At 49.2% G+C, this 14,317-nt stretch carries 16 protein-coding genes; 11 read left to right on the forward strand and 5 right to left on the reverse strand.

Translation table 11 applies throughout. The annotated features are described in order from the left end of the window. The first annotated feature begins 573 nt into the window (after positions 1-573). The 3 genes from AB7U36_RS07810 to rd all read left to right on the forward strand — a co-directional run bounded on the left by AB7U36_RS07810 (position 574) and on the right by rd (position 3,167). Positions 574-1,884, forward strand: coding sequence for a cytochrome ubiquinol oxidase subunit I (locus AB7U36_RS07810; protein ID WP_428159225.1), 1,311 nt, complete (start codon positions 574-576; stop codon positions 1,882-1,884). A 14-nt stretch (positions 1,885-1,898) separates the two neighbouring features. Further along, positions 1,899-2,927 (forward strand): cytochrome d ubiquinol oxidase subunit II, encoded by a 1,029-nt coding sequence (cydB, locus tag AB7U36_RS07815; RefSeq protein WP_428159226.1) that lies wholly within the window; start codon positions 1,899-1,901, stop codon positions 2,925-2,927. 78 nt (positions 2,928-3,005) lie between these two features. Next, positions 3,006-3,167 (forward strand): rubredoxin, encoded by a 162-nt coding sequence (gene rd / locus AB7U36_RS07820; RefSeq protein WP_428159227.1) that lies wholly within the window; start codon positions 3,006-3,008, stop codon positions 3,165-3,167. Positions 3,168-3,269: 102 nt separating this feature from the next. Here rd and AB7U36_RS07825 read toward each other — a convergent pair whose 3' ends face one another. The 5 genes from AB7U36_RS07825 to gltX all read right to left on the reverse strand — a co-directional run bounded on the left by AB7U36_RS07825 (position 3,270) and on the right by gltX (position 8,902). Next, complete coding sequence (locus tag AB7U36_RS07825; RefSeq protein ID WP_428159228.1) at positions 3,270-4,262, reverse strand: DHH family phosphoesterase; 993 nt, start codon at positions 4,260-4,262, stop codon at positions 3,270-3,272. After that, the gene (locus AB7U36_RS07830; RefSeq protein WP_428159229.1) at positions 4,252-5,355 is read right to left on the reverse strand and encodes a hypothetical protein; all 1,104 of its coding nucleotides are present in this window, start codon (positions 5,353-5,355) and stop codon (positions 4,252-4,254) included. The genes AB7U36_RS07825 and AB7U36_RS07830 overlap by 11 nt, the downstream gene beginning before the upstream one ends. A gap of 12 nt (positions 5,356-5,367) precedes the next feature. Then, positions 5,368-6,756 (reverse strand): TIGR01777 family oxidoreductase, encoded by a 1,389-nt coding sequence (locus tag AB7U36_RS07835; RefSeq protein WP_428159230.1) that lies wholly within the window; start codon positions 6,754-6,756, stop codon positions 5,368-5,370. Between the two features lie 95 nt (positions 6,757-6,851). Continuing rightward, positions 6,852-7,190, reverse strand: coding sequence for a hypothetical protein (locus tag AB7U36_RS07840; protein WP_428159231.1), 339 nt, complete (start codon positions 7,188-7,190; stop codon positions 6,852-6,854). A gap of 308 nt (positions 7,191-7,498) precedes the next feature. Beyond that, the gene (gltX, locus tag AB7U36_RS07845; RefSeq protein WP_428159232.1) at positions 7,499-8,902 is read right to left on the reverse strand and encodes a glutamate--tRNA ligase; all 1,404 of its coding nucleotides are present in this window, start codon (positions 8,900-8,902) and stop codon (positions 7,499-7,501) included. Between the two features lie 285 nt (positions 8,903-9,187). Here gltX and rpmF point away from each other — a divergent pair, with 285 nt between their 5' ends. From rpmF to AB7U36_RS07885, 8 genes are read left to right on the forward strand one after another with little or no spacing between them, the layout of a single operon-like run. Then, on the forward strand, positions 9,188-9,376 hold the full coding sequence (gene rpmF / locus AB7U36_RS07850) for a 50S ribosomal protein L32 (RefSeq protein WP_428159233.1): 189 nt from the start codon (positions 9,188-9,190) through the stop codon (positions 9,374-9,376). A 31-nt stretch (positions 9,377-9,407) separates the two neighbouring features. Next, positions 9,408-9,641 carry an acyl carrier protein gene (gene acpP / locus AB7U36_RS07855; RefSeq protein WP_428159234.1) on the forward strand — a complete coding sequence of 78 codons (234 nt, stop codon included), beginning with the start codon at positions 9,408-9,410 and terminating at the stop codon, positions 9,639-9,641. A 24-nt stretch (positions 9,642-9,665) separates the two neighbouring features. Then, positions 9,666-10,103, forward strand: coding sequence for a ribose 5-phosphate isomerase B (gene rpiB / locus AB7U36_RS07860; RefSeq protein ID WP_428159235.1), 438 nt, complete (start codon positions 9,666-9,668; stop codon positions 10,101-10,103). 18 nt (positions 10,104-10,121) lie between these two features. Further along, positions 10,122-11,369 (forward strand): serine hydroxymethyltransferase, encoded by a 1,248-nt coding sequence (gene glyA / locus AB7U36_RS07865; protein WP_428159236.1) that lies wholly within the window; start codon positions 10,122-10,124, stop codon positions 11,367-11,369. Next, on the forward strand, positions 11,369-11,851 hold the full coding sequence (locus AB7U36_RS07870) for a deoxycytidylate deaminase (protein ID WP_428159237.1): 483 nt from the start codon (positions 11,369-11,371) through the stop codon (positions 11,849-11,851). Before glyA ends, AB7U36_RS07870 begins: the two co-directional genes overlap by 1 nt. 47 nt (positions 11,852-11,898) lie before the next feature. Beyond that, a complete protein-coding gene (nrdR, locus tag AB7U36_RS07875) occupies positions 11,899-12,408 on the forward strand; it encodes a transcriptional regulator NrdR (protein WP_428159238.1) in 510 nt (169 codons plus the stop codon). Further along, positions 12,401-13,540: a bifunctional diaminohydroxyphosphoribosylaminopyrimidine deaminase/5-amino-6-(5-phosphoribosylamino)uracil reductase RibD gene (gene ribD, locus AB7U36_RS07880; protein WP_428159239.1), complete on the forward strand. Its 1,140-nt coding sequence runs from the start codon at positions 12,401-12,403 to the stop codon at positions 13,538-13,540. The genes nrdR and ribD overlap by 8 nt, the downstream gene beginning before the upstream one ends. Positions 13,541-13,572: 32 nt before the next feature. After that, complete coding sequence (locus AB7U36_RS07885; RefSeq protein WP_428159240.1) at positions 13,573-14,250, forward strand: riboflavin synthase; 678 nt, start codon at positions 13,573-13,575, stop codon at positions 14,248-14,250. Positions 14,251-14,317: the final 67 nt, after the last annotated feature.

Here is a 14,317-nt window from a genome sequence, read left to right on the forward strand (position 1 = left end):
GAGGCTCTTTCACATTTTGCTCATCGACAAAAGGAGATTCTTGGACTTTTTGGGCATTGTGAAGAATTAAAAGCTGCCTGATTTTTCAAGGAGTTATGTTAGCAAATTATTTATCTGGAAAACTATAAGCTTTGTTGTGCCCGATAGGGCACGGGGGTTCTTAAAAAAGGAATCAAACTTATTATCGAGATTGAAATGAAGGAATTAAACACGGAATAGGAAGACGCTGTTGAATTTCGCATTAGAAACATGATTGTATCAAATAATCGAGACATCTTCGTATCAATAAAAATACAGACACATTCGACATGAGCACAGATATTAAAAAAAATGATTGCAAAAGCCCCGGCCTCCACTTGAAAATCCATTAATATTCCGGTATGCTGGCAACCAAATTCAAAAGATCTTCGGTATCATCCAACCCAGCTTGGAAAGTGGCATGTTACTTGCTCAAAGCCTTGAAAGTTAATCCCGGCAACTTAAACTTTTAGGAGCAAGCCATGGAAAACAAAATTTTAAATGCAATAATCGGCATAAGAACTTTTTTAATCAACTTCTAACCTGGAGGAATTTATGGATCCGGTTTTTCTGTCCAGGCTGCAGTTTGCAGCTGCAACCATGTTCCATTTTCTTTTTGTCCCCCTTACTTTGGGTCTGTCCATTTTGATCGCATATATGGAAACCAGATATGCCTGGTCCGGCGACAAAAATTATTTGAGGATGACCAAATTCTGGGGAAAACTATTTCTGATTAACTTTGCCCTGGGCGTTGTCACCGGCATCACCCTGGAATTTCAGTTCGGCACCAACTGGTCCCGGTACAGCGAGTATGTCGGCGATGTATTTGGTTCCCTTCTGGCCATAGAGGCATCTGCGGCCTTTTTTCTTGAATCCACATTTATCGGGATCTGGATTTTTGGCTGGAAAAAAATTTCAGCCAAGGCCCATGCCGTTGTGATGTGGCTGGTGGCCTTAGCAGGAAATTTCAGTGCGGTGTGGATTCTCATTGCCAACGGGTTTATGCAGCATCCCGTGGGCTTTGACATCAGAAACGGCCGTGCGGAACTCACTGATTTTCTGGCTGTGGTCACCAACAAGCACGGGCTTTTGGAAATTGTCCATGTGGTGCCGGCTGCCCTGCTTTTGGGCGCATTTTTCATCATGGGCATCTCTGCCTACCATCTTTTAAGAAAGCAGCATACTGAAATCTTTTTGAAATCTTTCAGGATCGCTTTGGTTGTCGGTCTTGTCACCTCTTTATTCACAGCGTTTACCGGTGATATGCACGGCATTAACGTATCCAAAACCCAGCCAGCCAAACTGGCCGCCATGGAGTCCCACTGGGAAACCCGTGCCCAGGCTCCCATTGTCATGTTTGCCATACCCGATGAAACCCAGGAGAGAAACCGGATGGAAATCGGCTCCATTCCGGGATTATTAAGTTTTTTAGGGTTTCATGATTTCAATGCCGAGGTCATTGGTCTAAAAGACATTCCCAGGCAGGACCGCCCGCCGGTACTGCCGACATTCATCGGATTCAGGACCATGGTGGGGCTTGGCACCCTGTTTATCCTTCTTATGATTTACGGCTGGATCCGGCGCAACAAGTTGTTGGAAAGCCCCAATTTTTTAAAAATCATGTTGTGGTCCATTCCTTTACCCTATATCGCCATGGAAATGGGATGGGTGGTTTCTGAAGTGGGACGCCAGCCCTGGATCGTTTACAATCTGATGCGCACCTCAGATGCGGCTTCCCCCATTGCCGGCACCCAGGTTATGATATCACTTGTGGCATTCATCCTGGTCTACGGACTGCTTGGGGCTGTTGGGTTCTACCTGATGGCCAAATCCGTTAAAGAAGGCCCTGGGGCCGCTACCGCATAAGGAGGATAGAATAAATGGAACTTCAATCAATCTGGTTTTTTCTGTGGGGACTTCTCTGGGCAATTTTTTTCCTGACAGACGGGTTTGATTTCGGCATCGGCATCCTCTATCCGTTTGCCGGAAAAACAGACCGGGACAAACGGGTCATGCTCAATGCCAAAGGGCCGTTATGGGACGGCAATGAAGTGTGGCTGATCACAGCCGGCGGCGTTACCTTTGCAGCGTTCCCCAAAGTCTACGCCACCATGTTTTCGTCCCTTTACACCCCGTTGATGCTCATTTTATTTGCATTGATCTTCAGGGGTGTGGCTATGCACTTCAGGGGAAAAATCGAAAGCCTTGGATGGAAAAAAACATGGGATACCCTGATTTTTCTGGGATCTTTTCTGCCTGCCCTTTTGTTCGGGGTGGCCTTTGCCAATATTTTTGCAGGCATTCCCTTTGACAACCAGGGACTGTACCACGGCAACACCTTAAAACTGCTTAACCCTTACGGGCTCTTAGGAGGGGTATTATTTGTCCTGCTGTTTATGTTACACGGGGCCAACTGGATGACCATCAAGGCCACAGGGGAACTGCAGGAACGTTTTGCCAAAATTGCCGCCCAGACATGGATGGTGCTTGTGCCTGTGGCAGTGGCTTTTCTGATTGCCTCATTCTTTGCCACCCGCCTCTATGACAATTACATCAAGTCTCCGGGTCTGTTCCTGGTTATTGTCCTGGCCGTGGCCACACTGTTTTTGACGCGGTATTTCAACGCAAAAGAGGCATGGTTCAAAGCCTGGTTTGCATCGGCCCTGACCATTGCGGGATGCACTTTTTTCGGGATTTTCGGCCTTTTTCCCGCCCTTTTTCCTTCAAGCATGAACCCGGCATGGCACCTGACGGCATTTAACGCATCCTCAAGCCCACTGACCCTTAAAATCATGCTGGTCGTGGTTGCAATTTTCATCCCCATTGTCATTGTATACCAGTCCTGGGCCTATCATTTATTCAAGGACCCTGTTTCTGACGAGGATATGGATATGGACGAAGCGTATTAATCATAATCAACTTGCAGGTTTAATATTTGGATTAAGCTTGTACTCATAAGCCAACAAAAGTAAAACAAGGAGAAAAATATGGACAAATATGTATGCGGCCCCTGTGGCTACGTGTATGATCCGGAAAAAGGCGACCCGGAGAACGGCATTGACCCCGGCACTGCCTTTGAAGACCTCCCCGAAGACTGGACCTGTCCTGTGTGCGGGGCAGAAAAAGACGAATTTGAAAAAGAAGAGTAAGATCCTGCCCCGGACCTGTCCAGGTCCGGGAATAGCATAAACCACCCAACGCCGGTTGCACTTTTTACCAACCGGCGTTGTTGTTCCTATGGCCGGTACCGGCTATTCAGTCTTTTTTCCGGCGGTCTGGGTGATCCGTTCGACCACCCACTGATTCAACGCCTTTTGGTTTATCCGCCTGATCTCTTTCCGGATCAGGAAGATATCCAGCTCAGCCCTGGCCATGGTTTTATGTCCGCCGGCTGACCCGAATTTGCCGAATGCCTCCTGGGCAGTTTTTCCGGCACCTTTGCGCAGACCATCGTTGCGCAGGATCACGATCAGCTTTTTATCCACCACCCCAGACACCACGCTCCAGTTTACCCCGGCAATGGAGAGGAAAAAATCGGCAGCCATCACCAGTGCATCGGGTTTGGACATGGTTCCGGCATGATAAAAGGCCCGGTTGTCCTGGATTATCCTGTGTCTTATGGCATTGCCCATAAAATCCAGGTCAGATTCCGTCATATAGGCCCGTTCCACCTTGGTGACAATATTCATGTTCGCATATTTGTACAGGAACTGAAAGGCCCGGATATCCCGGGAAGATGCCTGGCGGGTAAAATTGGCCGTATCTGTTTTGATCCCCAGCATCAGGGCGGAAGCAAGTTTTGCCGACGGCGTTACCTTCAGGCTGCGCAGATATTCGGTGAACATGGTTGAACAGGCCCCGTAGTCCGGCCGGATATCCACAAACGCACCATCATTGCAGGATAAGGGATGGTGATCAATGATGGCGTCATATGTAATACCGGAAAAATTTTCATTATGGTCGGGCTGGGAATCCACCACTACAAATTTGTCAAACAGGGACTTGTCCACATCAGCCAGGGGAACCATTCCGGCTTCGGTATACTCGATCATGGCCAGGTTGTCCGGCCGGGTGATCCGGTTAAAATAGGTAATCACGACCTCACTGACCCGCCGCCATAAAATGCGCTTCACAGCCATGGCAGATGCAATGGCATCAGGGTCTGCATTAATGATTACAAGTACCTTGGAGGTCCCTGAAAAATGGGACAGAAGCTGCTTAATTTTTTCCCGGTTACTGGTCATAATTAATGTTTCCGTTTCCTGAAAAAAACAGGGTCAAAGTAATAAATGCATAGCCGACAATGGCCAGTACCGCAAACCATCCCTGAAAAAGGCCCAGGGGCGCCAGCACCAGCGCCGTAAGCCAGTGTACCAGAATTACAGTTGCCGAGTGAAGCCTGATGGGAAAATCGTCAAACCGGCAGATCACGGCCAGGCCGCACAGATTCCAGCCGTAAAGGGATGCAAACACATGGACATGAAGCAGCCACTTGGTCTTTAGGGGATCATATCCATCCTGCATCTGAAAACAGATATAGGCAATGCCTGTCATTGCCGTGACAATGAGAAATCCAATGCCCGAGGTTAAAAACTTTTTCTGCTGCATGCTCTCCGCAAAGGTATAATAGAGCATGAAAACCATGACAACGGCTGTGAACAATGCTGCGGTCACAAAAATCTGGGGCAAAAATTTTTCAAACAAAATGAAAATAAAAAATACAATCACCCCCAGAGTGATGGTCCAGAAGCAGATCTCCATAATGGATTTGCTCCGGGGACCTTCAATCTTTTTAAGCATGCCGAAAACAAGAGACAGGGTAATTAAAGACAATGGAAATGAATACCCCAGAAAAAAAGTATCCAGGGTCAGTCTTTCCATATGCACCCAATGGGTATATTCGTTGTTGATGATCACCACAGACGCCATGGCAATGCCGATGGACAGGCACCATAAGGAGGCCTGGTGAAATTTTTCAGACACCGGTACCCTTGGCAGAAAAAACTGATAGGGCACAATGGCAAATTTGTTGATGCGTATTTTTTCAACCAGGCCCCAGAGGACCACGGAGACGGCCAAGGTAACCGGATACCACGTAAGAAATGCACAAAAAGCATAGACCAGGGAGAGCAGGAAAAACAGCTTCACACGGCCGGATACTGCAGGCTGCCGTTCAGTGTAATACAACAGAATCGTGCCGCCGGTGCACAAATTGAATAAAAATATGTGCAGACGCTCAAAATTTAAACCATCCACAGGGAAATAGATATCAGCATATCCCAGCCCCAGGGCCGTAATCATTAAAGAGGAAAATAAAACCTTTAATCGGGTTGTCATTTAATTGTTCCATCAGCATGTTGCAGCAAATCTTCCCAGCACATGGCCCAGAGCCATTTCCAGCCGGGGATGCACAAAACGATAGCCGCTTTCAATTAATTTTTCAGGTATAACCCTGGCCGAGGCCAGCAAAGTTTCCTTCCCCATATCCCCCCAAAGGGCCAACACCAGCGCCTTTGGCAGAACAAAAGGAGCGGGCCGGCCCAACACCCGTGCCAGGGTACGGGTAAATTCACCATGGGTCACAGGTTCAGGCGCCGTGAGATTTACCGGTCCGCTGATTCCTTTGTTTTCAAGGATATGAAGAATGCTGCCCAGCACATCTTCCATACCGATCCAGCTCATGTACTGCCCACCATGGGACAACCGGGTGCCAAACCCCATTAAAAAGGGCAGATACATACGTTCAAGTGCCCCGCCGGCCGGAGTCAGTACCACCCCGATTCGCAGTTGCACCGTACGGATACCCGCTTCCAGAGCACCAAGGGAAATGTCTTCCCACTGGCGGCAGACCCGGGATATAAAGCAATCCTTGGGCACACTTTCCTCTGTCAGTCTGCCGGGTCCACCATCACCATAAAATCCGATGGCAGAGGCAGAAATAAAGGTGGCGGGTGGATGGGCCATGCGTTTCATTTTTTCCACAAGCACCCGGGTGGAAACCACCCGCGAATCAACAATCAAGGCACGCTGACGCCTGTTCCATCTTCCCTTTGAAATATCCACCCCGTTTAAACTGATTATTGCATCAACAGGCCCGACCGCGCCCATATCCAAAATATTGTTGTAAGGGTCCCAGAAGAGCGCATCTTCTGACCGGTCGTTGGGATCGCGCACCAAACGGATCACATCATGGCCACAGGTTTTTAAAAAAGGGATCAGGGCCTTTCCAATGGTACCTGATCCACCTGAAATCAGAATCCGCTGCTTGCGAACTTGTCCCACACGGTTCTCCATATCATATTTAAGCACCTGATGCCGATAGAAAAAAATACGTTCAAGCTGCCTTTGGGCATATCCGTAGAAGGGAAGGCTGAAAATACCAAAGGGAAGCCGGTACCTGACCTGATCCTCCATCACGGTTAAGTTGGTTGATTTTTCATGAAACAGATGACTGTGTTCCCAGTCGGCAAAAGGGCCTTTAATCTGGCAGTCCCGGAACAGTGCGTTTTCTTTGTAATCCATATGCCGGGCGTGCCAGGTCATGGGAATCCCAAAGATTTTTATTTTGAATGTGACTTCAACACCTTTGTCAATGCCCCTGCCTTTTTGGGCCACCAATGACAGGGGTGCCCATGGCGGCGTGAGCCGGTTGATGGCACCATCTCTGGCATGCCAGGCAAAGACAGCGGAAACCGGGGCATGGATTGTAGTTTTTCGAACAAACACTTTTTCAGTCATAAAATTTAAGTCCTTATTGTTTTGTCACGGCCACAACATCAAAAGACCGGCAGGACACCCGGGAGGCTCGAAATGATTTATTGATTTTACCGGGTTCATATTACTTGAATTTTCAAAATGTTAAGGGCACGGATCAGATGAGGGGCAGAGTAGGCAAGGATGATTTTTACTTCCATGGGTGTTGGCGGTTTGCTGCGTTTATCGTCCTTTTTGGGCTTTCCGTGACCCAGCACCGGATTTGTCAGGAGGTATTTTTTTTCCACGGCCCAGTTCATTATAGCCTGGATGTGGCAAAGTTCCCGGTTCACAGACGATCTGGGCACCATCTTAGGTTTGCCGTCCGGCAGGAAAACAGGTTCGGCTTTTTTTCTTTTCCCGGATCCCCGGGTTACTGTCTGCCGGGTGGATAGTCGTTTTTCAACATATGGGTTCATCTGCGTCCCGCTCGTCTGCCCGCTGCTGGGCGTCCAGGCCCCGGCCAAAGTATTCTTCTTTTCTTTTGCCATCCAGTGTGTAATAGCAAAAAAAACGACTGTCTTTTTTTTTGTCTTACTGCCATTTTTTCATGCAGCTTCAACCGAAGGTTTTAACGAAACCTCAACATCGATTCCTGCTTTTTCAAGCATGGACACCAGAGTATCAATGGTGAACAAATCAATCTGTTTTTTACTAACTTTATCAGTCTAACTGTCTTGAATTATTGGTTTGGTAGTCATATGCAACAGAGCCGCACCCTTTTTAATTAGCCTTGGGCCGCACAGAATTGTGCCGCCTTTCTGATGCGCCGGACGGTTTTTTCTTTTCCTAAAGCAATAAACATTTCAAAAATGCCGGGGCTCACCGTTGTGCCGGTGACCGCCACCCGCATGGGCTGGGCGAGTTTTCCAAATCCGAGCCCTGTCTCTTCCATGATCTGTTTAAACATATCTTCCTGGGCGCTCTGGCTGAAGTGCCCAAGACCTTCCAGGGCATCGGCGCATTTGTTTAAAAGGACAGAGGTTTCAGGTTTAAGAAATTTTTTGGCAGCCTTTTCCTCAAACTCAATATCATCCCTGTAATAAAAAGCCGCACCCTGGGCCATCTCCATAAGGGTTTTGCTTCTGGGTTGAAGCGTTTCGATCACCCCCTGGGTAAAGGTATCATTCCGGGCGTCAATGCCAAGGTCAGCCAGGTGGGGCACAAGGTCGTCCCCTAATTCTTTTGGCGTCTTTTTCTGGATGTGTTTGGCGTTCAGGGCATAGAGCTTGTCCATGTCAAACATGCCCGGGGAACGGCCAAGATGTTCGAGATCGAACTTTTCTATCAGTTCCTGACGTTCAAAAAACTCCTGGTCGCCATGGGACCACCCCAGCCTGACCAGATAGTTGATCAGGGCATCGGCCAGAAATCCCATCTTTTTATATTCCCCCACGGACATGGCGCCATGACGTTTGCTCAGCCTCGCCTTATCCGATCCCAGCACCATGGGTACATGGCCGAACACCGGCAAGGGCGCGCCCAGGGCCTGGTAGATCAGAATCTGTTTGGGTGTATTCACCAGGTGGTCATCCCCCCGGATAATGGTGTTGATACCCATGGTGATGTCATCCACCACCACCGCAAGGTTGTACATGGCCATACCTGAACTTCTCTGGATGATGAAGTCATCAATTTCCGTATTCTGGAACGCGGTACTGCCTTTGACAATATCATCCACAATGGTGACGCCGGTGTCCGGGGTCTTTAACCGCACCACGGTGTTATCCCCTTTTTTAAGGCCCCGGTTCCGGCACTTTCCGTTGTACATGGGCTTAAGTCCCTTGGCCTTGGCCGCTTCGCGCATGGTATTAACCGCTTCGGGTGTGCAGTCGCAATAGTAGGCATGGCCCTGTTCAATCAGGCGGTCAATGTGTTCATTATAAATGTCATGGCGCTGGGTCTGGAAATAGGGGCCGTCATCCCAATCAATTCCCAGCCATTCCATGGATTCCAGAATGGCGTCCACTGACTCTTTTGTGGAACGGGCTTCATCGGTGTCTTCTATACGCAGCACAAATCTACCCCCGTTTTTTTTTGCCCACAGCCAGTTGAAAAGTGCGGTCCTGGCGCCGCCAATATGCAGGTAGCCGGTGGGGGAGGGCGGAAAGCGTGTAATTATTGTATCCATTATGATCTCCAAAAATTAAATTTCACGAACAACAGGCGGTACAGGGATTTTGGCCTGTACCGCCTAAATTCGTACAAAAAGGTGTAAAATCGACGATTTATCTATCATAATTGCGGGGTCCAAAGCAATACAACAGAAGGACAAAATTTGGTTAGGTTGATTAAGCATATTATTTCCGGGATTCTTTGGTTGACTTCAAATGAAAAATAGGGTAGTTAAATATGTTCTAAATTTTGGCAGGTACTAAATAAAAATCAAATAAAATAGTGTAGTTAGGAGATAATCATGGCTGTACCCAAACAGAAAAGTTCCAAAGCAAGAGGAAGAAAAAGACGTACCCATTATAAAACCAGTGCCCCCACGTTAACCGTATGTCCCGAGTGCCAGGAGCCTAAGCTTCCCCATACGGCCTGTGCTGAATGCGGTACCTACAAAGGCAGGGATGTAAAACCTGACATGGATGCAGACGATTAGTTTTTCCGGAGAAACGTCAAGGAGTCAGAACATGACCATTGAAACCAAAGTAAGAAAAATTATTGCTGAAAAGATTCCCGGCATTGATATTGAGGATGTAATTCCCGAGGCTTCTCTGATTGAAGATCTTGGCGCTGATTCTCTGACCGTTGTTGAGCTTATCATGTCCATGGAAGAGGTCTTTGAAATTGAAATTGACGATGCCCAGGCCGAGAAATTGTCAACTGTCCAGGATATTTATGATTTCATATCATCGAAATCATAAATAGATATAAAGGTCCGGGCAGATATGGATAAGGATAAACAGATCATCATCGGCAGCGACCATGCCGCGTTTGAATTAAAGGAGAAGATTAAGGACCTGCTTACCAACCTTGGCTATGAGGTTGAGGATGCGGGCACCCACAGCACTGCTTCGGTAAATTATGCCGATTTCGGCAAAAAGGTGGCCAAAGCAGTTTCCGACGGTGGATTCAGCCGGGGTATTCTTCTGTGCGGTACCGGCCTCGGCATGTCCATTCAGGCCAACCGGTTTAAAGGCGTGCGGGCGGCCCTGTGCTCGGATATTTTTTCCGCCAGGATGAGCCGGCAGCACAATGATGCCAATATCCTGGTCATGGGCGGTCGTGTGATCGGTGATATTCTCGCCTTTGAACTGGTCAGGGAATGGCTTTCCACCTCCTTTGAAGGCGGTCGCCATTTGGACCGTATCCGCTCTATAGATTAAGAAAGGCGCGATTGAAATATGGAAAATATGCAATTTATCAAATCCTGTGATCCTGAGATTGCCTCGGTGATTGACAGTGAATACAACCGGCAGGAATACGGTCTGAATCTCATCGCTTCGGAGAATACGGTGAGCCGGGCAGTAATGGAAGCCCAGGGCTCCATCATGACCAATAAATATGCTGAAGGGTATCCGGCAAAACGGTATTACGGCGGGTGCCAGTACATGGACCAGGCGGAGAACCTGGCCATTGAACGGGCGAAAAAGCTATTTGGCGTGGAATTTGCCAATGTTCAGCCCCATTCCGGATCCCAGGCTAATATGGCTGCTTACTTTTCTGTACTCTCCCCCGGAGACGGTATTCTGGCCATGGATCTTTCTCATGGCGGGCATTTAACCCACGGTGCAGGGGTGAGCTTTTCCGGTCGTTTGTTCAATTTTTCCCATTATGGTTTAAATTCTGAAACCGAGACCATTGATTTAAACCAGGTGGCAGACCAGGCCCGGGCAAATAAGCCTAAGATGATTGTGGCAGGGGCTTCAGCCTATCCCAGAACCATTGATTTCAAGGGGTTTTCCGAAATTGCCAAGGCCTGCGGCGCGCTTTTTTTGGTGGATATGGCCCATATTGCAGGGCTTGTGGCGGCAGGTGTCCACCCCACGCCTGTGGGGTACGCAGATATTATCACCTCCACCACCCATAAAACCCTTCGCGGTCCCAGGGGCGGACTGATTCTCTCCAGCGCCGATTTGGGCAAAAAAATCAATTCCCAGATTTTCCCCGGTATCCAGGGCGGTCCCTTAATGCATGTTGTTACGGCCAAGGCAGTGGCGTTTAAGGAGGCATTGTCTCCTAAGTTCACAGAATACCAGAAACAGGTGGTTAAAAATGCCGCTGTACTGGCAAAGGTGCTCATGGAAAGGGGCTACAAACTGGTGTCCAATGGTACGGATAACCACATGGTCCTGGTGGATTTTTCCGGACGGGATATTACCGGAAAAGATGCGGAAGAGCGCCTGGGAAGGGCCAATATTACGGTGAATAAAAATACCGTACCCAATGAAAAACGAAGTCCCTTTGTTACTTCGGGGGTACGTATCGGCGTGCCGTTGATCACCTCCCGGGGCATGAACGAAGATGCTGTGGGCGCTGTGGCCGGGTTTATCTGCGATGTACTGGATGACGAGGCCAATGTGCCAACCATTGCTGTCAAGGTCAAAGATCTGTGCACCCAGTACCCGCTATATGGGAATACTGCCTGCTGATGCACCCTGTTCCTCCTGATTCAGCAAACGCAAATGATAACAGCCGTCCGTCCTGGGACGCGTATTTTATGGCCATAACAGACCTTGTGGCCTCCAGGGGCACCTGCCTTCGGCGAAAGGTTGGCGCAGTGCTGGTCAAGGATAGACGCATTTTATGCTCGGGCTATAACGGTGCGCCTTCCCAAATTCCCCATTGCATACAAACCGGCTGCCTCCGGGAACAGCTCAAAGTGCCTTCCGGAGAAAAACACGAGCTTTGCCGGGGCGTTCATGCTGAACAGAACGTAATCATTCAGGCTGCCTACCACGGGATCTCTGTTGCCGGTGCCTGGCTGTACTGCACCACCCAGCCCTGTTCCATCTGTGCCAAGATAATCATCAATGCCGGGATTAAAAAAGTGTATTTCAAGGAGGGATACGACGATCCCCTTTCCCTGGAAATGTTTGCCCAGGCCGGGGTGGAACTGACCCGGCTTGACTGACAATAAAATGGAACGGTCTGTCACCGTTCTTTATCCAAGAGGCTGATATGAAGTGCCCCTATTGTGGAAATCCGAACACCAGAGTGGTGGATTCACGGCCGGGTAAAATAGAGTTCGAGGTCCGGCGCAGAAGGGAGTGCCAGGAGTGCAACCGGCGCTTCACAACTTACGAACGGGTGGAACAGGTCCCTGTCATGATTGTGAAAAAAGACAGCCGCCGGGAGGAGTTTGACAGGGAAAAAATGCTGAGGGGGATCCAGAAAGCCTGTGAAAAACGGGCCATCAGCGTCAACCAGATCGAACAGATTGTGGATGATATTGAACGGGATCTGCGGGAAGGCCGGGACCGGGAAGTGTCTGCCAAGGTGGTTGGCGAGAAAATCATCAATGCCCTCAAAGATCTGGATGATGTGGCCTATGTCCGGTTTGCATCCGTGTACCGGGAGTTCAAGGATGTGACGGATTTTATCCAGGAACTTGAGAGCCTGATCCATAAAGAGCACCAGTCCACAGATTTAAAACCGGTTATGGAAGGCCCTGTCAAGACCGATGACTGATCCGGACTATATGGCAAGGGCACTGGAACTTGCAGCCCGGGGCAAAGGGTATACCTCCCCCAATCCCTGCGTGGGTGCAGTGGTGGTAAAAGATGGCCAGATCATTGGCCAGGGCTTTCACCCCAAAGCAGGTGGCCCTCATGCCGAGGTGGTGGCCATTGATGATGCCGCAGCAAGGTGCCCTGAAAAACTGGCCAATGCCACCATTTACGTCACCCTTGAACCCTGCAACCATTTCGGCAGAACCCCCCCGTGCACCCATAAAATTCTTCAAGCCGGTATTGCCCGGGTTGTTGTGGCCTGCAAAGATCCCAACCCCGATGTTGCGGGGGGCGGAATTGAATTTTTAAGGGAAAAGGGCCTTGAGGTGGTATCTGGTCTTATGGAGCATGAGGCCTTGACCCTGATTGAGGACTTTGTCTGGAATGTCCAAAATGAAAAAAACCCTTTTGTTACTTTAAAATGTGCTGCCACCCTTGACGGTTATATTGCTACCAGAACCGGGGATTCCCAGTGGATCACGTCGGGCGCATCCCGGAACTTCGGCCACGAACTGCGCCACCAGAATGATGCCATTCTTATCGGATCCGGTACCCTGCATGGGGATGATCCGTCCCTGACCGCCAGAATTGAGGGGAAACAGTCCAGGGATCCGGCCCGGATAATTCTGGATACCCGTTTGACCATTAACGAGGACGCCAGGGTCGTGGTTCAACAATCAAGTGCTCCCACCATCATTGTCACGGGGCCGGATTGTGATTCCGCCAAAATCCTGCGCCTCAAAGACCGGGGCGCACAGGTTCTTGAATGCAAGGTCTTGGAAAATCGGCTTGATTTAAATGACCTGATGATTAGGTTAAGAAAACTGTCCGTCACAAGCCTTCTGATCGAAGGCGGGGGGCGGGTGGCTGCATCGGCTCTGGCTGCAGGGATTGTAAATAAGATCTGCTATTTCCTTGCCCCCAAGATCATGGGGGGAAATGACGGTATCCCGGTGTTCAACGGCCCGGGTCCTGAAAAGATAAAAGACCTGTTTGAACTGGCCCGGGTCAGTACCCGGCAGTTCGGTTCCGATATACTGGTCACAGGCTATATTGAACCCCGGAATAGGCCGGTTGGCAATGGGAGGTAATTGGGGTAGAAAATTTGGGGGGGAGAGAACTTTTGTTTACCGGAATCATAGAAAGTCTGGGCACCATACGCCGCATTGAAACCCAGGGGGAAGGCAAAATTCTGGTAATTGCCTGCGACCTGGATTTTTCCGGTACAGGCATCGGGGATTCCATTGCCGTGAACGGGACCTGTTTGACCGCTGTAAGCCTTGGCAAAGGCCAGTTCAAGGTGGACATGGCACCGGAAACCGTATCCCGTACCACCTTCGCATCTCTTGGACCCGGGGCCCGGGTCAACATTGAACGGGCCCTGAGGCTGTCGGACCGTATAGACGGGCACCTGGTATCCGGGCATATAGACGGTACCGGTGTGGTTTTAAAAATTGAGACTCAAAGCAATGCCATCATATATGACATCCAGGTGCCGGAAAATATAGCTGATGAGATGATAGAAAAGGGGTCTGTGGCCATTGACGGGATTAGTCTCACCATCAACCAATGCTGGAAAAACGGTTTTTCGGTGAGCATTATTCCCCATACCGCAAAGATTACAACCATCGGGTTTAAAAACGTGGGGGATCGCGTCAATATTGAGACAGATATGCTGGGAAAATATGTGAAAAAATTTTTATCAGGGCAAAGGAAAAGCGCTAATAGTACCAATGACGCAGGTGCTGATGCAGGCGCGGACATCAGTATGTCATTTCTTGCCCGGAACGGATTCTTGTAAAGGATAGACAACATGCCGCATTTAACCATTGAACAGGCAATTGAAGATATAAAAAACGGAAAAATGG

Source organism: Desulfobacter sp., from assembly GCF_050177295.1.